Origin of the sequence: Mesorhizobium sp. B2-3-5, from assembly GCF_006442395.1 — a bacterium.
Taxonomy (GTDB): domain Bacteria; phylum Pseudomonadota; class Alphaproteobacteria; order Rhizobiales; family Rhizobiaceae; genus Mesorhizobium.
In genome coordinates this window covers 152,284-176,889 of sequence record NZ_VFVX01000010.1, presented here as the reverse complement: position 1 = coordinate 176,889, position 24,606 = coordinate 152,284, and the positions used below count along the sequence as shown (strand labels likewise).

At 63.6% G+C, this 24,606-nt stretch carries 21 protein-coding genes; 20 read left to right on the top strand and 1 reads right to left on the bottom strand.

What is annotated here, in order from left to right:
• Nucleotides 1–32: 32 nt before the first annotated feature.
• The 13 genes from FJ958_RS14720 (at nt 33) to FJ958_RS14655 (ending at nt 13,816) form a co-directional block, all read left to right on the top strand.
• Complete coding sequence (locus FJ958_RS14720) at nt 33–1,418, top strand: PLP-dependent aminotransferase family protein (RefSeq protein WP_140743743.1); 1,386 nt, start codon at nt 33–35, stop codon at nt 1,416–1,418.
• Between the two features lie 247 nt (nt 1,419–1,665).
• Nucleotides 1,666–2,451 carry an ectoine/hydroxyectoine ABC transporter ATP-binding protein EhuA gene (gene ehuA, locus FJ958_RS14715; protein ID WP_281406661.1) on the top strand — a complete coding sequence of 262 codons (786 nt, stop codon included), beginning with the start codon at nt 1,666–1,668 and terminating at the stop codon, nt 2,449–2,451.
• 64 nt (nt 2,452–2,515) lie between these two features.
• Nucleotides 2,516–3,367 carry an ectoine/hydroxyectoine ABC transporter substrate-binding protein EhuB gene (ehuB, locus tag FJ958_RS14710; RefSeq protein ID WP_140743740.1) on the top strand — a complete coding sequence of 284 codons (852 nt, stop codon included), beginning with the start codon at nt 2,516–2,518 and terminating at the stop codon, nt 3,365–3,367.
• A gap of 73 nt (nt 3,368–3,440) precedes the next feature.
• Nucleotides 3,441–4,100 (top strand): ectoine/hydroxyectoine ABC transporter permease subunit EhuC, encoded by a 660-nt coding sequence (ehuC, locus tag FJ958_RS14705; protein ID WP_140743738.1) that lies wholly within the window; start codon nt 3,441–3,443, stop codon nt 4,098–4,100.
• Between the two features lie 33 nt (nt 4,101–4,133).
• A complete protein-coding gene (gene ehuD, locus FJ958_RS14700) occupies nt 4,134–4,793 on the top strand; it encodes an ectoine/hydroxyectoine ABC transporter permease subunit EhuD (RefSeq protein ID WP_140613374.1) in 660 nt (219 codons plus the stop codon).
• Nucleotides 4,794–4,796: 3 nt separating this feature from the next.
• Nucleotides 4,797–5,573, top strand: a complete 777-nt coding sequence (eutA, locus tag FJ958_RS14695; protein ID WP_140743736.1) for an ectoine utilization protein EutA — start codon at nt 4,797–4,799, stop codon at nt 5,571–5,573.
• 183 nt (nt 5,574–5,756) lie between these two features.
• Nucleotides 5,757–6,752 carry a hydroxyectoine utilization dehydratase EutB gene (gene eutB, locus FJ958_RS14685; protein WP_140743732.1) on the top strand — a complete coding sequence of 332 codons (996 nt, stop codon included), beginning with the start codon at nt 5,757–5,759 and terminating at the stop codon, nt 6,750–6,752.
• Nucleotides 6,753–6,834: 82 nt separating this feature from the next.
• A complete protein-coding gene (gene eutC / locus FJ958_RS14680) occupies nt 6,835–7,827 on the top strand; it encodes an ectoine utilization protein EutC (RefSeq protein WP_140743730.1) in 993 nt (330 codons plus the stop codon).
• A 133-nt stretch (nt 7,828–7,960) separates the two neighbouring features.
• On the top strand, nt 7,961–9,139 hold the full coding sequence (doeA, locus tag FJ958_RS14675) for an ectoine hydrolase DoeA (RefSeq protein ID WP_140743728.1): 1,179 nt from the start codon (nt 7,961–7,963) through the stop codon (nt 9,137–9,139).
• 5 nt (nt 9,140–9,144) lie between these two features.
• The gene (gene doeB, locus FJ958_RS14670; RefSeq protein WP_140743726.1) at nt 9,145–10,146 is read left to right on the top strand and encodes a N(2)-acetyl-L-2,4-diaminobutanoate deacetylase DoeB; all 1,002 of its coding nucleotides are present in this window, start codon (nt 9,145–9,147) and stop codon (nt 10,144–10,146) included.
• A gap of 72 nt (nt 10,147–10,218) precedes the next feature.
• Nucleotides 10,219–10,359: a hypothetical protein gene (locus FJ958_RS14665; protein ID WP_246679596.1), complete on the top strand. Its 141-nt coding sequence runs from the start codon at nt 10,219–10,221 to the stop codon at nt 10,357–10,359.
• Between the two features lie 111 nt (nt 10,360–10,470).
• Nucleotides 10,471–11,256: a DeoR/GlpR family DNA-binding transcription regulator gene (locus FJ958_RS14660; RefSeq protein WP_140743724.1), complete on the top strand. Its 786-nt coding sequence runs from the start codon at nt 10,471–10,473 to the stop codon at nt 11,254–11,256.
• 82 nt (nt 11,257–11,338) lie between these two features.
• Nucleotides 11,339–13,816, top strand: coding sequence for an FAD-dependent oxidoreductase (locus FJ958_RS14655; protein ID WP_140743722.1), 2,478 nt, complete (start codon nt 11,339–11,341; stop codon nt 13,814–13,816).
• Here the strand turns inward: FJ958_RS14655 and FJ958_RS14650 are convergent.
• Nucleotides 13,813–14,682, bottom strand: coding sequence for a LysR substrate-binding domain-containing protein (locus FJ958_RS14650; protein ID WP_140743720.1), 870 nt, complete (start codon nt 14,680–14,682; stop codon nt 13,813–13,815). The two genes, FJ958_RS14655 and FJ958_RS14650, sit on opposite strands and share 4 nt — an antisense overlap.
• A gap of 154 nt (nt 14,683–14,836) precedes the next feature.
• On the opposite strand from FJ958_RS14650, the gene FJ958_RS14645 reads away from it, so the two are divergent.
• From FJ958_RS14645 to FJ958_RS14615, 7 genes are all read left to right on the top strand, one after another.
• Complete coding sequence (locus tag FJ958_RS14645) at nt 14,837–16,543, top strand: Na/Pi cotransporter family protein (protein WP_140743718.1); 1,707 nt, start codon at nt 14,837–14,839, stop codon at nt 16,541–16,543.
• Nucleotides 16,544–16,668: 125 nt separating this feature from the next.
• Complete coding sequence (locus FJ958_RS14640; protein WP_140743716.1) at nt 16,669–17,868, top strand: 2-aminoethylphosphonate--pyruvate transaminase; 1,200 nt, start codon at nt 16,669–16,671, stop codon at nt 17,866–17,868.
• 26 nt (nt 17,869–17,894) lie between these two features.
• Complete coding sequence (gene phnA / locus FJ958_RS14635) at nt 17,895–19,151, top strand: phosphonoacetate hydrolase (RefSeq protein WP_140743714.1); 1,257 nt, start codon at nt 17,895–17,897, stop codon at nt 19,149–19,151.
• Nucleotides 19,152–19,388: 237 nt separating this feature from the next.
• Nucleotides 19,389–20,846 (top strand): phosphonoacetaldehyde dehydrogenase, encoded by a 1,458-nt coding sequence (phnY, locus tag FJ958_RS14630; protein ID WP_140743711.1) that lies wholly within the window; start codon nt 19,389–19,391, stop codon nt 20,844–20,846.
• Between the two features lie 73 nt (nt 20,847–20,919).
• Nucleotides 20,920–22,278, top strand: coding sequence for an aspartate aminotransferase family protein (locus FJ958_RS14625; RefSeq protein WP_140743709.1), 1,359 nt, complete (start codon nt 20,920–20,922; stop codon nt 22,276–22,278).
• 2 nt (nt 22,279–22,280) lie between these two features.
• Nucleotides 22,281–23,291: a C-terminal binding protein gene (locus FJ958_RS14620; RefSeq protein WP_140743707.1), complete on the top strand. Its 1,011-nt coding sequence runs from the start codon at nt 22,281–22,283 to the stop codon at nt 23,289–23,291.
• Between the two features lie 265 nt (nt 23,292–23,556).
• Complete coding sequence (locus tag FJ958_RS14615; RefSeq protein ID WP_140607439.1) at nt 23,557–24,585, top strand: 2-aminoethylphosphonate ABC transporter substrate-binding protein; 1,029 nt, start codon at nt 23,557–23,559, stop codon at nt 24,583–24,585.
• Nucleotides 24,586–24,606 lie beyond the last annotated feature (21 nt).

The following is a 24,606-nucleotide window of genomic DNA, read 5'->3' as shown; positions in this document are numbered from 1 at the left end:
TCAATTGCACTGATTTCGATCTCTAATAAGTCATGACATTGTGGCAACCCGATCCCGCGCTCATACGGCGGCCGGCCTACCAGTCGCTGGCCGACCAGTTCGCGCGCGCCATCCATGACGGGCGCTTGGCCAATGGCGCCCGACTGCCGACCCATCGCCGGCTGGCCGACGACCTGAAACTGTCGGTGCAGACGGTGAGCCGCGCGTATGAGGAATTGATCCGGCGCGGCCTGATTTCAGGCGAGATCGGCCGGGGCAGCTTTGTCCAGACGCAGCGCCGCGAGCCGGAGCCGCCCTATCTGCCCGAGCGCCTCGGCGAGGTCATCGACCTCTCCATCCTGAAGCCGGTCTGCGAGCCGATGCATCTGGAACGGATGAAGCAGGCACTGGGATGGCTGGCCGAACACCTGCCGTCGAGCTCGGCACTGTCCTTCCGGCCCAACATGGTGTTCCCGCGTCACCGCGCCGTCGCCGTCGAATGGCTGAGACTGTGCGGGCTCGATGCGTCCGCGCAGAACATCAGCCTGACCAACGGCGCTACCGCCGGCATGACGGTGGCGCTGATGAGCGTGGCGCCGCCCGGATCGACTGTCGCCACCGAGGCGATCGGCCACCACACGCTGGTACCGCTGGCTCGTTATCTCGGCTTCAACCTCGAAGGCCTGCCGATCGACGGCAATGGCCTCGTCCCGGAGGCGCTGGACGAGGCCTGCCGGCTGTCCGACATTCGCGCCGTGTTCGTACAGCCTTCGGTGATCAACCCGACCGCGACGCTGATGGATGCGGAGCGCCGCGAGCAAATCGCGGCCGTGACGCGCAAGCACGACATCGCCATCATCGAGAACGATGTGCTGGGTCCGCTGGTCGAGGACCGGCCGCCGCCGGTCGCTGCTTTCGCCCCGGAGCGCACGCTCTACGTCACCTCCTTCACCAAGGTCACCGTGCCCGGCCTGCGCATCGGCTATCTCGCCGCGCCCGATCGTTACGTTGCCGCCGTTGCCAACCGGCACCTGGTCTCGAACTGGATGGCGACGCCGCTGGTGGCCGAGATCGCCACCAAATGGGTGACCGACGGCACGGCGATGGAGCTTGTCCGCTGGCAGCGCCAAGCGCTCCGGCACAGGATGGGCATTGCCGCGGAGGTCCTTGCAGGGGTCGATTATCGTTCGCATCGCGATGGCCTGCATCTGTGGCTGCAATTGCCTGGCGACCGGGCCGAGGAGAGTTTTGTCGCCCAGGCCCGGCTGCAGGGCGTGGCGATCGCACCCGGCGCCTCCTTCCGCATTTCGGATGCCCCCTGGCATCCGGCGGTGCGTATCTCGCTGGGCTCGACCACCGAGGGGGAACTGCGCGCTGGTCTCGGCGTTGTCACCAAGCTCTTGCTTGGCGATCCGGAGCACCTGTTGCTCGCCATCTAGCGGGTGCGTCGATATTCCGGTGATGCCGGCCTGCAAAAGGTGGTCTCCTGCGCTTCCGGCTCCGTTCCGGTCTCAGACGCCGCCAGTGTTGGCGCGGGCCTGAGCCCCGACCCTCGAAGGGTCGCCCAGTCGGCCGGGAATTGTGCGCAATCGGAATAATTGTCATGGTATTATTTTCCCAATTGACATGATTTGGCCTGTTCCCCATCGTTAAGGACACAGGCTTCTCCAACACGGGGAAATTCATTTGTCCGCACCCATCATCAAGGTCGATGCCATTTCGAAGAGCTTTGGTGCCTTCAAGGTGCTGGACGGCCTGTCGATGCAGGTCATGCCGCGCGAGAAGCTGGCGCTGATCGGCCCGTCGGGCTCAGGCAAGACCACGATCCTGCGTATCCTGATGACGCTGGAGCGCATCGACGGCGGCCACATCCAGATCGATGGCGAGCAGCTCTACCACATGGAGCGGAACGGCCAGCTGTTGCCGGCCGACGAGCGGCATCTGGCAAAAATGCGCCAGAAGATCGGCATGGTCTTCCAGTTGTTCAACCTGTTTCCGCACAAGAGCGTCATCGACAATGTCACGCTGGCGCCGATGCTGACCAAGGGCACGCCGCGCGCCGCCGCCCAAAAACGCGCGATGGAACTGCTCGACATGGTCGGCATGGCCGACAAGGCCAAGGCGATGCCGGCGCAATTGTCCGGCGGCCAGAAGCAGCGTGTGGCGATCGCCAGGGCGCTCGCCTTGCAGCCGAAGATCATGCTGTTCGACGAGGTGACGTCGGCGCTCGACCCGGAATTGGTCGAGGAGGTGCTCAATGTCTTGTGGCGGCTCTGCGCCGAAACCGACATGACCATGCTGCTGGTCACCCATGAGATGGGTTTCGCCCACGACTTCGCCGACCGGGTGCTGTTCTTCGATCGCGGCAAGATCGTTGAAGAAGGCAAGCCCGACGAGATTTTCCGCCATCCCAAGCAGGAGCGCACGCAAGGCTTCCTGAAGAAGATCATCGCGGCCGGACACCGCGTCTGACCGCCATGCGGGCGTGCGAACCGCCCACAAGCAAACCAAGAAGAGCAACAAGGAGTTGGGAACAATGATGAAACTTGGCATTCTGGCCGGCGTCGCCGGCTTTGCAATTACGGCGGTGCTTGCTACCTCAAGCGTGGGCTCGGCCGCGGACAAGAAGCTCGAACAGCTCAAAGCGCAGGGTTTCGCCCGCGTCGCCATTGCCAACGAACCGCCCTATACGGCGGTCGCCGCCGACGGCAAGGTTTCGGGCGCGGCGCCCGACGTGGCGCGCGAGATCTTCAAGCGGCTCGGGGTGGCCGATATCGTCGCTTCCATCTCTGAGTATGGCGCGATGATCCCCGGCCTGCAGGCTGGCCGCTTCGACGTCGTCACCGCCGGCCTGTTCATGAAGCCGGAGCGTTGCGCGGCGGTCGCCTATTCCGAGCCGGTTCTGTGCGACGCCGAGGCGATGCTGGTGAAGAAGGGCAATCCCAAGCACTTCAAGAGCTACGAGGACGTCGCCAAGGACACTGCCGCCACGATTGGCGCGCCGGGCGGCGGCACCGAGGAAAAGCTGGCGCTCAACGCCGGCGTGCCGCGTGAACGTGTCATCGTCGTGCCGGATGGGCAGAGCGGCCTGAAGATGGTGCAGGACGGCCGCATCGACGCCTATTCGCTGCCGGTCCTGTCGATCAATGATCTGATGAAGAAGGCCAACGACCCGAACCTCGAGGTTATCGCGCCGGTGCAGGGCGCTCCGGTCTATTGTGACGGCGCTGCCTTCAAGAAGGGCGACGAGGCGCTGCGTGACGCCTACGATGTCGAGCTGGCCAAGATGAAGAAGTCGGGCGAGTTCGCCAAGATTATCGAGCCCTACGGCTTCTCGGCGGCTGCCGCGATGTCGACGACGCGCGAAAAGCTCTGCGCCGCGAAGTAGCGCCTTCCTTTTCCTTCTCCCCGTTGAACGGGGAGAAGGAACCCAAATCGCAAACGTTGGAACTTCTAATCGAATGACCCAATGGTCCGGCTATTTCGGCCTGATATTGCAGGGAGCGCTTGTCACCATCGAGCTGACGCTGATGGGGTCGGTGCTTGCCCTGATCATGGCCTTTCTTGCCGGCATGGGGCGGCTGTCGCGCTTCTTTCTGCTGCGCGCGCTCGCTACCGCCTATATTGAATTCTTCCGCGGCACATCGATCTTCGTGCAGCTGTTCTTCGCCTATTTCGTGCTGCCGCTATTGGGCCTGGAACTGACCCCGCTGCAGGCCGGCGTGCTGGCGCTAGGCCTGAATGTCGGCGCCTACGCCGCCGAAGTGGTGCGCGGCGCCGTGCAGTCGATCGGCCGCGAACAGCACGAGGCCTGCATCGCGCTCAATCTCGGCCGCTGGCAAGGTCTGCGCCACGTCATCCTGCCGCAGGCGTTTCTGGTGATGCTGCCGACCTTCGGCAACAACGCCATCGAACTGCTCAAGGCCACATCCGTCGTCTCACTGATCTCGCTCGCGGACCTCACATTCCAGGCGCAGGTGGTGCGAGCCCAGACCGGCAACACCATGGTGCCGTTCACCACCATCCTCATCCTCTATTTCATCCTTGCGCTGCTCATTTCGTGGGGTGTGCGCTCGCTGGAGCGCCACCTGGCGCGCGGCCTCGACGGGGTGCGCGTCTGATGACCGGAGCTTGCTGATGGCTAAGGTTCGCTGATGGATTGGGATTGGGATTTTGTTCGGCAGATCCTGCCGACGCTGATCCAGGGTGTGAAGATCACCATCCTGGCGACGCTGCTCGGCTCGGTGCTGGCGGCGATCGTCGGTCTTGGCATCGCGCTGGCGCGCCGCTCGCCCAACAAGGCGGTGTCGCGCTCCGTCGGTTGGGCGGCCGAATTCGTCCGTGGCACGCCGCTGCTGGTGCAGCTCTATTTCATCTTCTACGTGCTGCCAGACGTCGGCATTCTTCTGCCGCCGCTGGTCGCCGGTGTCATCGGGCTCGGGCTGCACTACGGCACCTATACGGCGGAAGTCTACCGCGCCGGCATCGACAATGTGCCGCGTGGCCAGTGGGAGGCCGCCAAGGCGTGCAACCTCAGCGCCAGGCAGACCTGGTCCCACATCATCATCCCGCAAGCCATTCCGCCGATGATCCCGGCCCTGGCCAACTATTTCATCGCCATGTTCAAGGAGACGCCGCTGCTGTCGGCGATCACCGTGCTGGAACTGATGAACCAGGCCAAAAGCGTCGCCAATACCTACTATCGCTACCTGGAGCCGATCACGTTGGTCGGCGCCTTCTTCCTCGCCATCAGCCTCTGTTCTGTCGTGCTGCTGCGCTGGCTGGAACGCCGTTACGGCAAGATCGAGAGATAACGCATGAAGCCCTTGCCCGAGATCAAGGTCCACCCCGACCGGCCGGCGCTCGATAACCGCCCGCTGGCGAAGCGTGTCGGCCTGATCGTCCTGGCCACCGACCATACGACCGAGCCGGATTTTCGCCGCATGGTGGCGAGCGAACCGATCGGCGTCTATGTCGCGCGCATCCCCTATGCCAATCCGACGACGCCTCGGAACCTTCGCAAGATGCAGCCGGCGCTGACGGCGGGCGCGGCCTTGATCCTGCCCGACGAGCCGCTCGATGCCATCTGCTACTCCTGCACTTCGGCATCGGTGGTGATCGGCGATGCCGAGATCGAGGCGGCGATCCAGGCCGCCAAACCAGGCATTCCGGTCGTAACCCCGCCCATGGCTGGCGTGCGCGGGCTGAACGCCTTCGGCGTGCGCCGGATCAGCATCCTCACCCCCTACACGGTCGAAACCTCCAGGCCGATGGCAACCTATTTCGCCGAACGCGGTTTCGATATCGCCAGCTTCACCTGCCTGGGTTTCGAGGATGACCGCGAGATGGCACGCATTCCGCCGGCAGCACTTGTCGACCTCGCGCGCCAGGCGACCCATCCACAGGCCGAAGGCTTGTTTGTGTCCTGCACGGCGCTGCGCGCTGCACTCGCGGTCCCTGGCATGGAACAGGCGATCGGTCGTCCCGTGGTGACCAGCAACCAGGCGACAGCATGGAATTGTTTGCGGTTGTGCGGGGATGAGACGCAGTACCCGGAGTTCGGGCGGCTGATGACGTTTTCGCTGGGACGGTAAGATTATGTTCTGCGTGCAAGAGCGACCCCCTCTGGCCTGCCGGCCATCTCCCCCTCGAGGGGGGAGATTCCCTGCCGCTGCGTTTTGGCTGCTTGTGGATGCTATAGGAACGGCGGTGCCGCATGAGCTGCCGATCTTCCCCCTTGAGGGGGAGATGGCCGGCAGGCCAGAGGGGCGCGCCCCATGACGCGCGCCATCGCCCTTTCGGACATCCGAGCCGCCCGCGAACGTATCGCCGGCAAGATCGAGCGAACGCCAACCGTGCTGTCCGAAGCTCTGTCGGAACGCTTGGGCTTCCCTGTCCATCTCAAGCTCGAGCAGCGCCAGACCACCGGCAGCTTCAAGTTGCGCGGCGCCTCGAACGCTGTCGCTTCGCTGAGCGTGCAGGAGAAGGCACGTGGCGTGGTCGCGGCCTCCACCGGCAACCACGGCCGAGCGCTCGCCCATGCGGCGAAACTCGAGGGCATGCGCGCGGTGATCTGCATGTCGCGTCTGGTGCCTCAGAACAAGCTCGACGCAATCCGCCGACTTGGGGCCGAAATCCGCATTGTCGGCAACAGCCAGGACGACGCGCAGCAGGAGGTCGAGCGGCTGGTGGCGGAGGAGGGGCTCATCTTGCTGCCGCCCTTCGACCATCCAGCCATCATTGCTGGCCAGGGCACGCTCGGACTGGAGATGATCGAGCAGGTTCCTGACGCCGCGCTGGTGCTGGTGCAACTGTCGGGCGGTGGGTTGGCCTCCGGCGTTGCTGCCGCCGTCAAAGGCGTCAGCCCCGGGACAAAGATCATCGGCGTCTCGATGGCGCGCGGCGCGGCGATGAAGGCGAGCCTCGATGCCGGCCGGCCGGTGCTCGTGGAGGAACTGCCGACGCTGGCGGATTCGCTTGGTGGTGGCATCGGCCTCGACAACCACCTGACCTTCGCCATGTGCCGCGACCTGCTCGACGATGTCGTCCTGCTTTCCGAGGAGGAAATCGCCGCCGGCATCCGCCATGCCTATGCGCAGGAGCGCGAGATCGTCGAAGGCGCGGGCGCCGTCGGCATCGCGGCACTGCTCGCCGGTAAGGTCAGGGCGAGCGGACCGGTGGTGGTTCTGCTTTCGGGGCGCAACATCGACATGGAACTGCACAGGAAGATCGTTTGCGGAGAGAAGCCCTCATTTGCGGAGCGCGTCGCATGAAAATTCTTCAACGTCGAGTTCCCGCCGGGGGGTATGACGGAACGCTACCCTTCGCAAAGCGTACCGCCGGGGAGCGCGCGGCATGAACCGGATGACAATCCTCACCGAAGCCGAACTGCGTAAGATCGTGACGCTCGATCTTGATGCCGTCGCCTGCGTCGAGAATGCTTTTCGCGCGCTTGCCACTCTGCCGGTGGCGATGCCGCCGATCCTGCGGCTCGACATCCCTGAGCATCGCGGCGAGGTCGATGTGAAGACCGCCTATGTGCCTGGCGTCGATGGCTTCGCCATCAAGATCAGTCCCGGATTCTTTGACAATCCGAAACTCGGCCTGCCCAGCGTCAACGGCATGATGGTGCTCTTGTCGGCAAAGACAGGTCTGGTCGAGGCGCTGCTGCTCGACAATGGCTATCTCACCGATATCCGCACCGCCGCCGCGGGCGCGGTCGCGGCCAAGCATCTGTCGCGGCCGGATTCGTCCGTTGCCGCGATTTTCGGCGCCGGCGTGCAAGCCGGATTGCAGCTCGAAGCGCTTCGCCTCGTGCGGCCAATCACACAGGCGCGCATCTGGGCGCGCGATGCCGCCAAGGCAGAGGCAACCGCAGGCGCCTTGAGCGATAGACTGGGCATCGCCGTTCGCGCCGAACCCGATGCTGCCGAGGCCATAGTGGGCGCCGACATCATCGTCACCACGACGCCCTCGACCGAGCCGCTGATCAAGGCCGGCTTCATCTCCGCCGGCCAGCACATCACCGCCATGGGCTCGGACGCCGAACACAAGAACGAGATCGCCCCTGCGATCCTGCGCATGGCTGACCTCTACGTCGCCGACAGTGCTCGCCAGACACGGCGGCTGGGCGAACTGCATCATGCCATCGCCGCAGGAATCATGGCCGCCGAGGACGAGGTGGCCGAATTGGGCCAGGTTATCGCTGGCGAAAGACACGGACGGCGCTCGGCCAGCGACATCACCATTGCCGATCTCACCGGCACCGGCGTGCAGGATACGGCGATTGCCACGCTCGCCCGCGACCGGGCGCTGGCCGCGAAATCCGGAACCATTTTTGAAAGCTGATGCCGGCCAAAGCGTGATCCGGAAAAGTGGGAACCGGCTTTCTGAAAAGATCACGCGCAAAGCAGAATCAGACGACGAGCCGGATTCAAAGAAGTTGAAACAGGCTCCAGGCCAACAAACGAGGACCCAACAAATGCAGCCAAACCTGAAATTTTCGCGCGGCGAATATGCGGAACGCCTCGCCAAGACGCGGAAAGCCATGGAGGCCAAGGGCGTCGATCTCCTGATCGTCAGCGATCCCTCCAACATGGCCTGGCTGACCGGTTATGACGGCTGGTCGTTCTACGTGCACCAAGCGGTTATCGTGCCGCCATCGGGCGAGCCAGTCTGGTACGGCCGCGGCCAGGACGCCAATGGCGCCAAGCGCACCGCCTATCTCGCGCATGACAACATCGTCGGCTATGCCGATCACTATGTGCAGTCGACCGAGCGCCACCCGATGGACTTCCTGTCCAGCGTGCTGACCGATCGCGGCTGGGGCAAGCTCACCATCGGCGTCGAGATGGACAATTACTGGTTCTCCGCCGCCGCCTTCGCCGCCTTGCAGAAGCACCTGCCCAACGCCCGTTTCGTCGACGCCACCGCCCTGGTCAACTGGCAGCGCGCCGTGAAAAGCCCGACCGAGATCGACTACATGCGCAAGGCCGCCCGTATCGTCGAGGCGATGCATCAGCGCATCGTCGACAGGGTTGAAGTCGGCATGCGCAAATGTGATCTCGTCGCCGAGATCTACGATGCCGGCACGCGCGGCGTCGACGGCATCGGCGGCGACTATCCGGCGATCGTGCCGCTGCTGCCGTCGGGCGTCGATGCTTCGGCGCCGCATCTGACCTGGGACGACCAGCCGATGAAGTCGGGCGAGGGCACCTTCTTCGAGATTGCTGGCTGCTACAACAGGTACCACTGTCCGCTGTCGCGCACCGTCTTCCTTGGCAAGCCGACGCAGGAATTCCTCGATGCCGAGAAGGCGACGCTCGAAGGCATGGATGCGGGGTTGGCGGCAGCAAAACCCGGCAACACATGCGAGGACATCGCCAACGCCTTCTTCGCGGTCTTGAAGAAGTATGGCATCGTCAAGGACAATCGCACCGGCTATTCCATCGGGCTCTCCTATCCGCCGGATTGGGGCGAGCGCACCATGAGCTTGCGTCCCGGCGACCGCACCGAGCTCAAGCCGGGCATGACCTTCCATTTCATGACCGGCCTGTGGCTGGAGACGATGGGTCTTGAGATCACCGAATCCATCCTGGTCACCGAAACGGGTGTGGAATGCCTGGCCAATGTGCCGCGCAAGCTGGTGGTGAAGAATTGAACCCGATGTCCAGCCTCCGCCCGTCGCCCATCGCACCGACTGTCGACTTCGACCGTGACGGCGTCCAGCATGGTTTCCTGCGCCTGCCCTACAGCCGCGACGATTCCGCCTGGGGCTCGGTGATGATCCCGATCTGCGTCATCCGCAACGGCAAGGGACCGGCGGCGCTGCTGACCGGTGGCAACCATGGCGACGAGTATGAGGGCCCGCTGGCGCTCTACGGGCTCGCCCGCACACTCGACCCCAAGGACGTCTCCGGCACGGTGATCATCGTGCCGGCGATGAACTATCCGGCCTTTCGTGCTGGTACGCGCACGTCGCCAATTGACAAGGGCAACATGAACCGCAGCTTCCCCGGCCGGCCCAATGGCACGGTGACCGAGAAGATCGCCGACTATTTTCAACGCGAGTTGCTCCCCCGCGCCGACATCGTCTTCGACTTCCATTCCGGCGGCAGGACCTTGGATTTCGTGCCTTTCTGCGCCGCGCACACGCTGCCGGACAAGGCGCAGGAAGAAAAGGCCTTCGCCGCGGTCGAAGCCTTCTCTGCACCTTTCTCGATGCGCATGACCGAGATCGATGCGGTCGGCATGTACGACACCGCGGCCGAGGACATGGGCAAGGTCTTCGTCACCACCGAACTTGGCGGCGGGGGGACATCGCGTGCCGAAACCGTGCGCATCGCGCGGCGCGGCATCCTCAATGTGCTTCGCCATGCAGGCATCGTTGATGGTGCGGTGGAGAAGACCAGAACACAGTGGCTCGACATGCCCTCGGCCGATTGCTTCGCCTTCGCCGAGGACGACGGCATGATCGAAACCATGGTCGATCTCGGCGAACCCATCGAGGAAGGCGCGGTGCTGGCACGCATCCATTCCACCGGCCGCACCGGCATTGCCCCACAGGAAATCCGGGCAAAGATGTCTGGCTTGCTGGCGGCGCGGCATTTTCCCGGGCTGGTCAAAGCGGGTGACTGCGCCGCGGTGATGGCCGTGAAGGTAGGCTGAGCACGGGTGCTTGTGTGCTCGGCTCTCGCCCGAGCGGAGCGAGCCCGATGCGACCATCGTCCCGGCTCGCAGATGGAGCATCGCGAACTGCTGGCCGCCTGCCGCGAGCGCGACGGCAGGAAAGCCCCGAGCGTTCTGCGGCAGTATCTGCGCGAAAGGAGCGAGACGCTCGTCAACGCGATAGAGGGCGGTGGCCTGTCGCGAAAGCCCTAGTCTCGACAGACAAATAGAGTGCCGATCGATACCGGCCACGTCGGGCGCGGTTGCGTCTATGCGAGTTCACTGCCACATATTGCAACACCAATGCTCGACAAGAGGATCGCCATGTCTCCCGTCAGCCGCCTGCCGGCGCGCGCCCTTGCCCCGCGCCGCCATGACGAAATCCTGCGGCGGCTGAGCGCCCAGGGTTCGGTCAGCGTTGCCGAACTGGCCGGGTTCTTCGAAGTCTCGCGCGAAACCATCCGCCGCGATCTGAAACTGCTTTCGGAGCAGGGCAGACTCGGCATCGTGCACGGCGGTGCCGCCCTCTTTGAGCCGAGCGAACCGGCGATGAGCCTGCGCAGCCAGGAAAATGCTGGCGGCAAGGCGGCGATCGGCAGGGCCGCCGCCGGCCTGGTCAGGGATGGCATGGTGGTCTTTCTCGATTCCGGCACCACCACCTTGGCCGTCGCGCAGGCCATGACCAAGTTGCGCGATCTTACCATCTGCACGGCAAGCCTGAAGATAGCGCTGCATCTGTGCCATGTCCCGGGCATGCGCGTGCATATGCTGGGCGGCGAAATCGATCCGGGCGAGGAGGCGGCTTCCGGCATCGACACGCTCGATGCAATGGGCCGCTTTCGCGTCGATATCGCCTTTCTCGGTGGTGGCGCCCTGTCGCCGGAAGGCGACGTGACGGACTTCACCCGTGCCGGCGCCGAGCAGCGCGGCCGTATGATCGCGTTCGCCGGCAAGGCCTATTTCGTGCTCGATAGCAGCAAGTTCGGCAAGCTGACACCGCTCAGGATTCCGAATTTCGAACGGGCTGCCGGCGTTATCGTCGACGCCAATCCCGGACCAGCGCTTGCGGAGGCGCTTTCGCGAAAGGGGCCAGAGCTCCTCGTTGCCTGATGTGATATTTTGTGACTTTTTGAGTTGATATTTGGTTTCCCTATGTTAGTGTCCCGGCCGTCCCTCCAATGGCGGAACGCTCATGGCAAATGAATTTCCCACCCAGGCTCGCGTTGTCATCGTCGGCGGCGGCATCATTGGCTGCTCGGTCGCCTATCATCTGACAAAACTCGGCTGGACCGATGTTGTCCTGCTTGAGCAGGGACAACTCAGCGGCGGCACCACTTGGCATGCCGCCGGTCTTGTCGGTCAGTTGCGCAGCCATTCGAACATGACCAGCCTGATCAGATACTCCACCCAGCTTTACAGCGAGTTGGAGGCCGAAACCGGCCTTGCCACCGGCTGGAAGAATTGCGGCTCGCTGTCCGTTGCGCGCACCGTTGATCGCATGACGGTGCTGAAGCGCATGGCAGCGTCGGCGCGTGCTCAGGGCGTGGAGATCGACGTGATCTCGCCCAGGGAGGCCGGCGATCTGTGGCCTGTCATGGCGACGGACGATCTGGTCGGTGCCGTCTGGCTGCCAGGCGACGGCAAGGCCAACCCGACTGATCTGACGCAGTCGCTGGCCAAGGGCGCGCGCAACCGCGGCGCGAAAATCATCGAACGGGTCAAGGTGTCAGGCATCAGCGTCAGCAACGGCGTCGCCTGCGGTGTCGAAACCGACCACGGCAGCATCGCCGCCGAGATCGTCGTCAACTGCGCCGGCCAGTGGGCGCGCAAGGTCGGACTGATGTGCGGCGTCTCGGTACCGCTGCATTCGGCTGAGCACATGTACATCGTCACCGGCAGGGTCGAGGGCGTGCATCCTGACCTGCCTGTCATGCGCGACCCCGACGGCTTCATCTATTTCAAGGAAGAGGTCGGCGGCTTGGTCATGGGAGGCTTCGAGCCGCATGCCAAGCCCTGGGGCATGAAGGGCATCCCCGAAAATTTCGAATTCGCGCTGCTGCCGGACGATTGGGACCAGTTCGAGATCCTGATGGAAAACGCGCTGGTCCGCGTGCCGCAGCTGGCGCATGCCGAGGTCAAGAAATTCTACAACGGTCCCGAAAGCTTCACGCCGGACAACAATTTCATCCTCGGCGAGGCACCGGAACTGAAGAATTTCTATGTCGGCGCCGGCTTCAATTCGATGGGCATCGCCAGTGCCGGCGGCGCCGGCAGGGCGCTGGCCGAATGGATCGTCAACAGTGCGCCCACCATGGATCTGTGGCCGGTCGACATCAGGCGCTTCGCCTCGTTCAACAACAACCCGCGCTGGCTGCATGACCGGGTCAAGGAGACACTCGGCCTGCACTACGCCATGCCATGGCCGAACCGGGAACTCGACACCGCGCGGCCCTTCCGCCGCTCGCCGCTCTATGATCGGCTGGCCGCCAGGGGCGCCTGCTTCGGCTCAAAGATGGGATGGGAGCGCGCCAACTGGTTTGCCGCTTCGGGAGAGAAGCCCGAGAATGACTATGCCTTCGGCCGCCAGAATTGGCACGAGGCGGTCCGCCGCGAGATGAAGGCGACGCGCGAGGCCGTCGCAATCTTCGACCAGACGTCTTTCGCAAAACTGCTTGTCCAGGGCCGCGACGCTTGCGCCGTGCTGAACCGGATCTGCGCCGGCAATGTCGATATACCTATAGGTACGTCGGTCTACACGGGTGTGCTCAACGCGCGTGGCGGCTATGAAAGCGATCTCACCGTGATGCGGCTGGGCGCGGAAAAATTCCTCGTCGTCACAGGGTCCGCGCAGGCGGTCCACGACGCCGACTGGATCGTCAAGAACATTCCGGCCGATGCGCATGCGACCCTGACCGACATTACCTCCGCCTACGCCGTGCTGGCCGTGATGGGGCCACGCTCGCGCGATCTCCTCGGCAAACTGTCCTCGGCCGATCTCTCCAACGCGGGCTTCCCCTTCGCCACTATCCGCGAGATTGATATCGGCCATGCCACTGCCTATGCCAATCGAATGACCTATGTCGGTGAGCTCGGCTGGGAGCTGATCGTGCCGACAGAATTCGCCGTCGGCGTCTACGAGGCGCTGCACGAGGCGGGGGGCGAATTCGGCTTGGCTGACGCCGGCTACTACGCGCTCGATGCATTGCGCATCGAAAAGGGTTTTCGCGCCTGGGGCAGGGAATTGACGCCGGATATCAACCCCTGGCAGGTCGGGCTTGGCTTTGCCGTCGCTATCGACAAGCCGGGCGGCTTCATCGGCCGCGACGCGCTGGTCGAGGCAAGGTCTGCGGCGGCACCGGCCAAGCGTATCGTGCTGTTCACGCTCGACGATGCCGAGCCGATGCTGTGGGGCGGTGAGCTGATCCTGCGTGACGGCAAACCGGTTGGCGAGGTTCGCTCGGCGGCCTATGGCCACACGCTGGGCCGCTCGGTCGCGCTCGGGCTGGTCGAGAATGAAGCCGGCGTCGACGCCCAATTCCTCAGCGGTGGCCGTTTCGAGATCGACCTCGCCGGCGTTCGCCATACGGCCACGGCGCACTTGCGCAGCCCCTACGATCCGAAATCAGAGCGGGTGAAGGCGGATGGGATTGAGGTTCGCGCCGCCGCTTAATCCGCCGACATCGAGCGCGCCATGTCGAGAAAGGCGCGCACCAGCTTGCCGCCGCTGCGCTCGCGCAGGCAGATCAGCGCTTCGTCCATGAGGGTTTCGGGAGCGTCGATGGTGATCGGGACGAGCCGCGAATCCTGGCCGAATTCGGCCGCCGAGACAAAGCCGATGCCGGCGCCCGAGGCGACGATCTCGCGGACAGCCTCGCGGCCCTCGGCCTCGATGACCGGCCTTAGCTCGACCTTCGAGGCAGCAGCGAGGTCTTCGAGCTTTTGACGCGTCTTCGAGCCGCGTTCGCGCATGACCAGCGATTCCTGCGCGAGCTGCTTGAGGGTCAGCGATTTCTTGCCCGACAGCGGGTGGTCGATGGAGGTGAAGGCGATGATCGGTGTCGAGTTGAGCTTCAGCACCTCGAAATCGCGGCCGGCCGGTACCTCGCCCAGCACGCCGATGTCGGCATCATAGCTGTAGAGGCTGCTGATGACCGTCTCTGTGTTGCCGGCGCGCACAGAGACCTGGACGCCGGGATAACGGGACCGGAAGCTGCCGAGGATGTGAAGCAGGTGATGTGCGGCGTCCGCGACGATGCGCAGCGTGCCGGAACGCAGCGCGCGCGACTCGGTGAGCAGTTCCAGTGCCTGCTGTTCGGTGTCGAACATGCGGTGGGTTATCTCAAGCAGCTTCTGGCCCGAATGGGTCAGCGTGACCTGCTTCTTGTTCCGATTGAACAGCAGGACATCATATTCTTCCTCGAGCTTGCGCACCTGGTCGGAAATGGCCGGCTGGGTCAGGAACAGCGCTTCGGCCGCTCGCGAAAACCCGCCCGAGATCGCCACTTGATGAAAGGCCCGCAACTGGACGTAGCGCATCGTTTCCGCCGTTCGAGATCCGGAAGAGTGGATATCCTACCATAAGCCAGATTAACTAAAAGATAGAAATGAACGATTTGACTTATGTTCGGTCAAACTTAGCCTGAGTAAAGGCCGACGTCTCTGCCGGCCGCGGACATCCGGAGGCGTAGCCATGCAATTTTCCATCATCCTGCTGCATCTGGCGGGTGCCGTCATGCTGCTGCTCTGGGCTGTGCGCATGGTGCGCACCGGCGTCGAGCGGGCCTGCGGGCCTGCATTGCGCGATGCCCTGAGACAGGCTCGCGGTGCGCGAATCAGATCGGCGGGGACCGGCACCGTGCTTGCCGTCCTGCTGCAAAGTTCCACGGCCGTCGCCATGCTGGCAGCTGGGTTTGCCGCAAGCGGGATGGTTTCGGTTTCGGCCGGGCTGGCGATCCTGCTTGGCGCCGATCTTGGCTCCGCCTTGGTCGTGCAGGTGCTCTCGTTCGACTTGAGCTGGCTTATACCCGCGCTGATCCTTGTCGGCGGCGCGATGTTCCTGAAGTTCGAGGCGCGCGGCATCAAGCAAGGAGGGCGCATCCTGATGGGCATAGCGTTCGTTCTGCTGTCGCTGCACATGATCGGCGAGGCGACCGCGCCGATGCGCCAGAGCACGCTGCTGCCATTGGTGATTTCCTATTTGCGCGCGGATTATTTCACGGCCTTTGCCGCCGCCGCCCTGTTCACATGGCTGATCCATTCCAGCGTGGCGGCGATCCTGCTGTTCGTCACGCTCGCCGCGCAAGGCGTGTTGCCTGTCGAGGTCGGCCTGTTCTTCATCCTTGGCGCCAATTGCGGCGGCGCGCTGATCGCGGTGTGGCTGACGCGCGGCGAGCCCGCCGCGGCGCGTCGCATCCCCCTTGGCAATCTGATCTTCCGCGGCACGGCCGCGCTCGCCGCCCTGTTCGCCCTTCAGGCGTTGGCGTTCCCGGCACACCTTTTCGGTGCAACCGAAGGCCGGCAGCTGGTCAACCTGCACCTCGCCTTCAATCTGGCTCTGGTCGTCTGCTGCCTGCCTTTCGCCGGCTTGATGGAAAGGCTGGTGACCTCGCTGATCGCCGACAAGTCGTCGGCAAAGCCGGAGGACAGTACCGATCTGATGTCGCGTCGCGCCAGCGCGCTGGATCGCAGCGTCATGCGCACGCCGGGTCTCGCGCTGGCCAGTGCGACCCGCGAGTTGCTGCGCATGGGTGAAGTCGTCGAGGTGATGCTGCGTCCGGTGATGGATTTCTTCGACGCCGGCACTGCCGATCAGATCCGCCAGGCGCGCAAGCTGGATGACGAGGTCAACCGCGCCCACACCGACATCAAGCTCTACATTGCCGAGGTCAACCGCGGCAGCATGACCGCGGCCGAGGCTCGCCGCGGCATCGAACTCACCGATTTCGCCATCAATCTCGAACGGGCCGGCGATATCGTCGCCAAGAACCTGCTCGTGCTTGCCGGGGAATTGCGGGACAAGAATCTGCGCTTTTCGCGCGACGGCTGGGGAGAACTGCGCGGGCTTCACAGCCGTGTCATGGCCAACATGCAGCTTGCGCTCAACGTGCTGGTATCGGGCGACCTCGATTCGGCGCGGCAACTTGTGGTCGAGAAGGAGCGTATGCGCAAGCTGGAACGTATGAGCCATGATCGTCACCTCAAGCGCCTGCAATCGGGAATGCCGCAGAGCATCGACACCAGCGATATTCACCTGGAGGCGGTCAGGGCGCTGAAGGAAATCAACTCGCTGATGGCGTCGGTCGCCTATCCCCTGCTGACGCAAAGCGGCGATCTGCTTGAAAGCCGGCTGGCCACGGGCGGTGGCGCAGCGGACGCAATGGCGCCCGTGCCGGCCTGACAGAGATGGCAATCCTATCATCGTGGAAATCGATACTTCGATACAAAATAACGATTTTACAAATATGTCATTCCGGCCGAGAGTAAGGCCGCATCAAAAAAGCAGCGACCTGTCGGAGGACACCCATGCTCGCCGAGACGAAATTTGCCGCGGAGCCGCTGGCCATGCCGGCGCTGGGCGAGCCCTATCTCTTGACCCCGGGCCCGCTCACCACGGCCTATTCGGTCAAGCAGGCCATGCTGCGCGACTGGGGATCGTGGGACGGCGACTTCCGCGCCATGACATCAGACATGCGCCGCCGCCTGCTGGCGCTGACCGGTGACGCGAAAGGCGAATTCGATTGCGTGCCGATGCAGGGCAGCGGCTCCTTCTGCGTCGAGGCGATGCTGGGCTCGTTCGTGCCCCGGGACGGCAAGGTCCTGGTGCTGGCCAATGGCGCCTATGGCCTGCGTGCCGCGCAGACCATGCAATATCTCGGCCGTGCCTATACGCTGATCGACAAGGGCGACTATCTGCCGCCGCGCGGCGACGAGGTGGCGGCAGCCCTGGAGGCCGACCTCGCCATCACGCATGTCATCGCCATCCATTGCGAGACGAGTTCAGGCATCCTCAACCCGGTCGCCGAGATCGCCGAGGCCGTCCATGCCAAGGGCCGCAAACTGCTGGTCGATTCCATGAGCGCCTTCGGCGCGGTCGCGCTCGACGTCAACGAAATCCGCTACGAGGCGATGGTTTCCTCCGCCAACAAATGCATCGAGGGTGTGCCGGGCTTCGGCTTCATCATCGCCCGCAAGAGCGAGCTCGAGGCTGCCAAGGGCCGCAGCCATTCGCTGTCGCTCGACGTCCATGCACAATGGGCACATATGAACAAGACCGGCCAGTGGCGCTACACGCCGCCGACGCATGTCGTTGCCGCCTTCCTCGAGGCGCTGCGCCAGCACGAAGCCGAAGGCGGCGTCGCCGGCCGTGGCGCCCGCTACACCAGGAACCGCGACGTGATGGTGGCCGGCATGCGCGAACTCGGTTTCGAGACCTTGCTGAAGGACCGTTGGCTGTCGCCGATCATCGTCACCTTCTTCAATCCGGCCCATGCCAACTTCGCCTTTGATCGCTTCTACGAGCTGATGAAGGACAAGGGCTTCATCATCTATCCAGGCAAGCTGACGGTCGTGGATTCCTTCCGCGTCGGCTGCATCGGCCAGATGGACGAACATGTCATGCGCCGCGTCGTCGAGGCAGCGGCGGAGTCACTGAAGGAAATGGGCGTTGATACCGCCGCTCCACCCGCCGCGGCAATCGCCGAGCGTGCCAAACTCGCCGCCTGAAGCGGCAGGATTTCAAGGGATTTTCGATGAACCAGATGTCTCCCGTCAACGTCGCCGTCAACGGCCGCACCTACGCCTGGCCGCGCGTGCCCGCCATCGCCATCTGCCTAGACGGCTGCGAGCCGGCCTATCTCGACGAGGCTATTCATGCCGGGCTGATGCCGGCTTTGGTCAGGATCAAGCAGAAGGGCACGGTGCGCATGGCGCACTCGGTCATCCCGAGCTTCACCAACCCTAACAATCTCTCGATCGCCACCGGTCGTCCACCGTCGGTGCATGGCATCTGCGGCAACTATCTCTACGAGCGTGAGACCGGCAAGGAAGTGATGATGAACGACCCGCGCTTCCTGCGCGCGCCGACCATCTTCCAGGCCTTCTACGACGCCGGCGCCAAGGTTGCCGTGGTAACCGCCAAGGACAAATTGCGGGCGCTGCTCGGCAAGGGGCTTGCCTTCGACGAAGGCCGTGCGCTGTGCTTCTCGGCGGAAAAGTCCGACACCACCACCAAGGCCGAGCACGGCATCGACAATGCCTCCAAGCACTTCGGGCTGCAGGTGCCGGAAGTCTATTCGGCTGAGCTGTCGGAATTCGTCTTCGCCGCAGGCGTCCAGCTGCTGAAGGAATTCCGCCCAGATATCATGTACCTGACCACCACCGACTATGTGCAGCACAAATATGCGCCGGGCGTGCCTCAGGCCAATGCCTTCTACGAGATGTTCGACAGGTATCTGACCGAGCTTGATGCGCTGGGCGCGGCGATCGTCGTCACCGCCGACCATGGCATGAAGCCCAAGCACAAGGCCGACGGCTCGCCCGACGTCGTCTATGTCCAGGACCTGCTCGACGAATGGCTGGGAAAGGACGCCGCCCGCGTGATCCTGCCGATCACCGACCCCTATGTCGTGCACCATGGCGCCCTCGGCTCGTTCGCCACCGCCTATCTGCCTGATGGCGCGGACCAGGCCGACATCATGGCGCGTCTGGCCAAGGTCGACGGTATCATGCTGGTCGTCGACAGCCCGACGGCCTGCGAACGTTTCGAATTGCCGGCCGACCGCATCGGCGACATCGTGCTGATCTCGACCGAGAACAAGACCATTGGCACCAGCGAACACCGGCATGATCTCGCGGCCCTCGACGAACCGCTGCGCTCGCATGGCGGGCTGACCGAGCAGGAAGTGCCGTTCATCGTCAACCGCGTGTTGCCGGACCTGCCCAACGAGCCAACTTTGCGCAATTTCGACGCCTTCTACTACGCCACCATGGCGGCGGCTTTGGCGTAGGCTGAGCCTGATGTCGACCCCCACTCCGCCTCGCTCCGCTCGGCACCTCTCCTCCGATCGACGGGGGGAGAGGAAGGGCGCCAAGCTGATCCTGCCGCGCTTTAACTTGGAAACGATGGGGCGCTGACGTTGCCGAACTTCCTCTCCCCCGTCGATCGGGGGAGAGGTGGCCCGAAGGGCCGGAGTGGGGGTCGATCCTCTGCTACAACACGCCCACACATTGCTGGAACAGAGCCCATGACTAAGCTCGATACTTCGATCAAGGTGCGCCATGAACCGATGCGCATCGCAGGACGCAAGGTCGACGCCGACGGCGTCGTTCCCGTCCACTACCCCTATACCAATGCTGTCATCGGCACTGTGCCTGCCGGTCGCGCCGAACACGCCCGCCAGGCCTTCGAAATCGCGGCCGGCTACAGGTCGAAGCTGACGCGTTACGAGCGGCAGCAGATCCTGTTCCGTACCGCCGAAGCGCTGGCCGCGCGCAAGGAGGAAATCTCTGATCTCATCACACTTGAGCTCGGCATCTCCAAGACAGACTCGCTCTATGAAGTCGGCCGCGCCTATGACGTGTTCACGCTGTCGGCGCAGATGTGTATCCAGGACGACGGCCAGATTTTCTCCTGCGATCTCACACCGCATGGCAAGGCGCGCAAGATCTTCACCACCCGCGAGCCGCTGAAGGCGATCTCCGCGATCACGCCGTTCAACCATCCGCTCAACATGGTTTCGCACAAGGTGGCGCCGGCGATCGCCACCAACAATTGCGTGGTGGTGAAGCCGACCGAACTGACGCCGATGACGGCGCTGCTGCTCGCCGACATCCTCTACGAAGCCGGCCTGCCGCCGGAAATGCTCTCGGTGGTGACCGGCTGGCCGGCCGACATCGGCAACGAAATGATCACCAACGAGAACATCGACCTGATCACCTTCACCGGCGGTGTGCCTGTCGGCAAGATGATCGCGCGCACTGCCGGCTACAAGCGCCAGGTGCTGGAACTCGGCGGCAACGATCCGCTGATCATCCTCAACGACCTCTCCGATGAGGATCTGGCCAAGGCCGCCGATCTCGCGGTCGCGGGTGCCACGAAGAATTCCGGCCAGCGCTGCACGGCGGTCAAGCGCATCCTCGTCCAGGAAAGCGTCGCCGACCGTTTCGTGCCGCTGGTGCTGGAGCGGGCAAAGAAGATCCGCTTCGGCGATCCGATGGACCGTTCGACCGATCTTGGCACCGTCGTCCACGAGAAGGCGGCGGCGTTGTTCGAAGCCCGCGTCCACATGGCCGCCGAGCAAGGTGCCGAGATCCTCTACAATCCGGGTCGCCAGGGTGCGCTGCTGCCGCCGATTGTTGTCGATCATGTGCCGCACAAGTCTGAACTGGTGATGGAAGAAACGTTTGGGCCGATCATCCCGATCGTGCGCGCGCCTGACAATGACGAGGCACTCATTGCGCTCTCCAACTCGACCGCCTTCGGCCTGTCGTCGGGCGTCTGCACCAACTCGTTTCCCCGCATGCAGAAATACATCGCCGGTCTGCAGGTCGGCACGGTCAATATCTGGGAAGTGCCGGGCTACCGCATCGAGATGTCGCCCTTTGGCGGCATCAAGGATTCGGGCAATGGCTACAAGGAAGGCGTCATCGAGGCGATGAAGAGCTATACCAATGTGAAGACGTTTTCGCTGCCCTGGTCCTGATCGGATCACACTGGCTGGCAGGATAAATCGAGGGGGCGTTCCACGCTCCCTCATTCGCGTTTCGGAGACAATGATGGCCGCGATAACCGAGCTTGTGCATACCGAGGGCGATTCCAACACCACGGCGGCGCGCGGCCGCTGGGACGCCGGCCAGGATGATCCGCGTATCCGCGGCCTGCTTGACCGCGACGCTGCCGCCTTCATCCACCAGAGCCTGTCCAGTCCCTGCCTGTCGACGATCGCCAAAGCGGAAGGCATCTGGATCGAGGATACGGCCGGCCGGCGCTTCATGGATTTCCATGGCAACAGCGTGCATCACCTTGGTTACGGCCATCCAAGGCTGGTTGCCGCGATCAAGAAGCAGCTCGACGAGCTCTGCTTTGCGCCGCGCCGCTTCACTTGCGAGCCCGCGGTCGAACTGGCCGAGAAATTGGCGGCACTTGCGCCCGGCGATCTCGGCAAGGTGCTGTTCACCACGGGCGGCTCGGATGCCATCGAGGTGGCGCTGAAGATCGCGCGTGCAGCCACCGGCCGCTTCAAGACGGTATCGTTCTGGGATGCCTTCCACGGTGCCGGCTTCGGTGCGGCGAGTGTCGGCGGCGAGGCGACCTTCCGCTCCCATATCGCCGGCCCGATGATGACCGGTACCGAACATGTCGCGCCCTGGGACGGCTATCGCTGCCCCTACGGCCACGATTCGCTGGAAGCTTCCGGGCTCGCCTGCGCCAACATGATCGCCTACGTTCTCGGCCGCGAGCAGGACGTGGCGGCGGTGGTTGCCGAGCCGATGCGGGCGACACCCAATCCACCGCCGCCCGGTTTCTGGAAGCGGGTGCGCGAGACCTGCGATCGGCACGGCACGCTGCTGATCTTCGACGAGATCCCGACGGGGCTCGGCAAGACCGGCAAATTCTTCGCCCACGAGCATGATGGCGTGACTCCCGACATCGTCGTTCTCGGCAAATCGCTCGGCGGCGGCATCTTGCCGATCGCCGCCGTCATTGCCCGCCGCGACCTCGACGTCACGGGCGGCTTTGCCATTGGCCATTATACCCACGAGAAGAACCCGGTGACGACGCGCGCCGCGCTGACGACGATCGACATCATCTTGGAAGAGGGATTGGTCGAACGGTCGGCCGAACTCGGTCGCCATATGCTGGGGCGCATGCAGGATCTGATGGGGCGCTCGCCTCATATCGGCGATGTCAGGGGCAGGGGGCTGATGGTCGGCGTCGAACTCGTCGAGGACCGAGCTTCGCGCCAGCCGGCACGTGAACTTGCAGAACGCGTCTTCTATACGTGCCTGGAGCAAGGGCTGAGCTTCAAAATCAGCCAAGGCAATGTGCTGACGCTCTCGCCGCCGCTGGTCATCTCGAAACCCGATCTCGATCGCGCGCTCGATGTCGTCGAGGCCGCGGTGCTGGCGGCCTGATCATGAAGGCGGTGCGCACCGATCAGGAACTCGAATGCCACGGCATCGATGCCGGCTTGCGGGCGAGGGGCGTCGAACTGGTGACGCTGCCGGACGGCATTCCCGAAGCCAAGCTCATCAGCGCGGTCGCCGACGCCGATCTTCTGCTGATGTGCTACACACCGATCACCGCTGGGGTGATCGACGCGGCTACCAGATTGAAGGGCATCGTCAAATATGGCGTCGGCATCGATGCCATCGACATCCCGGCCGCGATGCGGCGCGGCATCCCGGTCGTCAATGTGCCCGAATATGCCGAGGAAACCGTGGCGGAGGGCGCCTTCGCGCTGATGATCGCGCTGGCCAAGCGCCTGCCGGCCATTACGGCGGCGGTGTCGCGCGATGGCTGGATCTGGCCCGAGCAGCGTTGGCTTGGGCGCGATATTTCCGGCGCCACGCTGGGGCTCGTCGGTTGCGGCAAGATCGGCCGCAGCATGGCGCGCATGGCCGGACACGGGTTTCGCGCGCGGGTTCTTGGTTTCGATCCCGGCGTCGATGCAGCGACTATGCACGCTGCCGGCATCGAGAAGGCCGACGATCTCCACACCATGCTGCGGGCCTGCGACTTCGTTTCCATCCATTGTGTGCTGAACGATAAGACGCGTGGCCTGATCGGCAAGGCCGAACTCGCTTGCATGAAAACTTCCGCCGTCATCGTCAACGTTTCTCGCGGCGCGCTGATCGATGAGGCGGCACTGGTCGAGGCGATCGTCACGGGGCGCATTGGCGGCGCTGGCCTGGACGTCTATTCGGTCGAGCCTCTGGCGAAGTCCGGGCATCCGATGAGCGCATTGTTCGGTCGCGACAATGTGATCCTCTTTCCGCATCTCACATTTTTCACGGCGGAAGCGATACGCCGGCTTGAAGAGGACACGCTCGCCCGCTGCTTCGAAATACTCGACGGGCGTCCGGTGACAGTCCGCTCGTTCGATCCTCGTCTGCGGGCGCAGACGGCAGGCGTTTTATTCTCCTGATTTCCATCACCTTTTAACTTTCAGGGACCCTGTCTCGGGCCGGTTCCGCGACCCGAAATACGTCCACGACATGGATGCGACAGTTCCATGACAAATATCAGAGGAAGTTTGCCTGTCATAAAATAAATAGATTTTACTTATCGATCCCCAATCCTCAGAGTTGTCACAACGACGACATCCAATCGGCTCAACGTCCGTCAAAGACCGAGCCGATTGGTCCTAGTGCATCGCAGAATGTGCCTTCAATCATAAAGGGGAACTGGTCATGAAATCACGAAACGCAACCATGGTCGCGGCCTTTGCCGCATTGCTCGCGTCGGCCGCTCTCGTCGGACCGGCACTCGCCGACGGCGTCGTCACCATCTATTCCGCCGATGGCCTGCATGACGGCAACGGCAGCTGGTACGAGACCGAATTCGCCGCCTTCACCAAGGCCACCGGCATCACCGTGCAGTATATCGAGGCAGGTTCGGGCGGCGTCGTCGAGCGCGTCGCCAAGGAGAAGTCGAACCCGCAGGCCGATGTTCTGGTGACCTTGCCGCCCTTCATCCAGCGCGCGGCCGCAGACGGCCTGCTGCAGGATTACAAGCCTGAGGCTGCATCCCAGATCGACGGCGGCACCGACAAGTACCGGCCGCTGGTCAACAACTACATGAACTTCATCTACAACAGCGCCGTGCTGTCGGAAGCGCCGAAGAGCTACAACGACCTGCTCGATCCGAAGTTCAAGGGCAAGATCCAGTATTCGACTCCCGGCCAGGCCGGCGACGGCACCGCCGTCATGCTGCAGATCATTCACGCCTTCGGCGGCGAGGATGCGGGCTTCGCCTTCATGAAGAAACTGCAGGACAACAATGTCGGCCCGTCCGCCTCGACCGGCAAACTGACCGCGCTGGTCAACAAGGGTGAATTGCATGTCGCCAATGGCGATTTGCAGATGAACATGTCGCAGATGGCCGACAATCCCAACATCAAGGTGTTCTGGCCCGCTGGTCCGGACGGCACCCGCTCCACCTTCGCGCTGCCCTATGAAATCGGCCTGGTCACCGGTGCGCCGAACGCCGACAACGGCAAGAAGCTGATCGACTTCCTGTTGTCCAAGGAAGCCCAGTCCACCGTAAGCTCGATTGCCATCGGTATGCCCGCCCGCAAGGACGTGAAGCCGTCCGACGCCAATTTCGCCAAGTTGCAGGAGGCGATGAAGGGCCTGACCATCTGGTCGCCGAACTGGGATGACGCGCTGGCCAAGCTTCCCGATTACGTGAAGAAGTGGAACGAAGCGACCGGAAGTTGATCTCCAAGGGAACCAGTCGGG

Bases quoted from the DNA above. Each gene is read 5' to 3' on its own strand.
- FJ958_RS14655 (WP_140743722.1), top strand. From the start codon at position 11,339: ATGGCAAATGAATTTCCCACCCAGGCTCGCGTTGTCATCGTCGGCGGC.
- FJ958_RS14625 (WP_140743709.1), top strand. From the start codon at position 20,920: ATGGCCGCGATAACCGAGCTTGTGCATACCGAGGGCGATTCCAACACC.
- FJ958_RS14650 (WP_140743720.1), bottom strand. From the start codon at position 14,682: ATGCGCTACGTCCAGTTGCGGGCCTTTCATCAAGTGGCGATCTCGGGC.
- FJ958_RS14720 (WP_140743743.1), top strand. From the start codon at position 33: ATGACATTGTGGCAACCCGATCCCGCGCTCATACGGCGGCCGGCCTAC.
- FJ958_RS14640 (WP_140743716.1), top strand. From the start codon at position 16,669: ATGCTCGCCGAGACGAAATTTGCCGCGGAGCCGCTGGCCATGCCGGCG.
- ehuB (WP_140743740.1), top strand. From the start codon at position 2,516: ATGATGAAACTTGGCATTCTGGCCGGCGTCGCCGGCTTTGCAATTACG.
- ehuC (WP_140743738.1), top strand. From the start codon at position 3,441: ATGACCCAATGGTCCGGCTATTTCGGCCTGATATTGCAGGGAGCGCTT.
- FJ958_RS14615 (WP_140607439.1), top strand. From the start codon at position 23,557: ATGAAATCACGAAACGCAACCATGGTCGCGGCCTTTGCCGCATTGCTC.
- doeA (WP_140743728.1), top strand. From the start codon at position 7,961: ATGCAGCCAAACCTGAAATTTTCGCGCGGCGAATATGCGGAACGCCTC.
- eutB (WP_140743732.1), top strand. From the start codon at position 5,757: ATGACGCGCGCCATCGCCCTTTCGGACATCCGAGCCGCCCGCGAACGT.
- doeB (WP_140743726.1), top strand. From the start codon at position 9,145: ATGTCCAGCCTCCGCCCGTCGCCCATCGCACCGACTGTCGACTTCGAC.
- eutC (WP_140743730.1), top strand. From the start codon at position 6,835: ATGAACCGGATGACAATCCTCACCGAAGCCGAACTGCGTAAGATCGTG.
- FJ958_RS14665 (WP_246679596.1), top strand. From the start codon at position 10,219: ATGGAGCATCGCGAACTGCTGGCCGCCTGCCGCGAGCGCGACGGCAGG.
- FJ958_RS14620 (WP_140743707.1), top strand. From the start codon at position 22,281: ATGAAGGCGGTGCGCACCGATCAGGAACTCGAATGCCACGGCATCGAT.
- FJ958_RS14645 (WP_140743718.1), top strand. From the start codon at position 14,837: ATGCAATTTTCCATCATCCTGCTGCATCTGGCGGGTGCCGTCATGCTG.
- FJ958_RS14660 (WP_140743724.1), top strand. From the start codon at position 10,471: ATGTCTCCCGTCAGCCGCCTGCCGGCGCGCGCCCTTGCCCCGCGCCGC.
- eutA (WP_140743736.1), top strand. From the start codon at position 4,797: ATGAAGCCCTTGCCCGAGATCAAGGTCCACCCCGACCGGCCGGCGCTC.
- phnA (WP_140743714.1), top strand. From the start codon at position 17,895: ATGAACCAGATGTCTCCCGTCAACGTCGCCGTCAACGGCCGCACCTAC.
- ehuD (WP_140613374.1), top strand. From the start codon at position 4,134: ATGGATTGGGATTGGGATTTTGTTCGGCAGATCCTGCCGACGCTGATC.
- phnY (WP_140743711.1), top strand. From the start codon at position 19,389: ATGACTAAGCTCGATACTTCGATCAAGGTGCGCCATGAACCGATGCGC.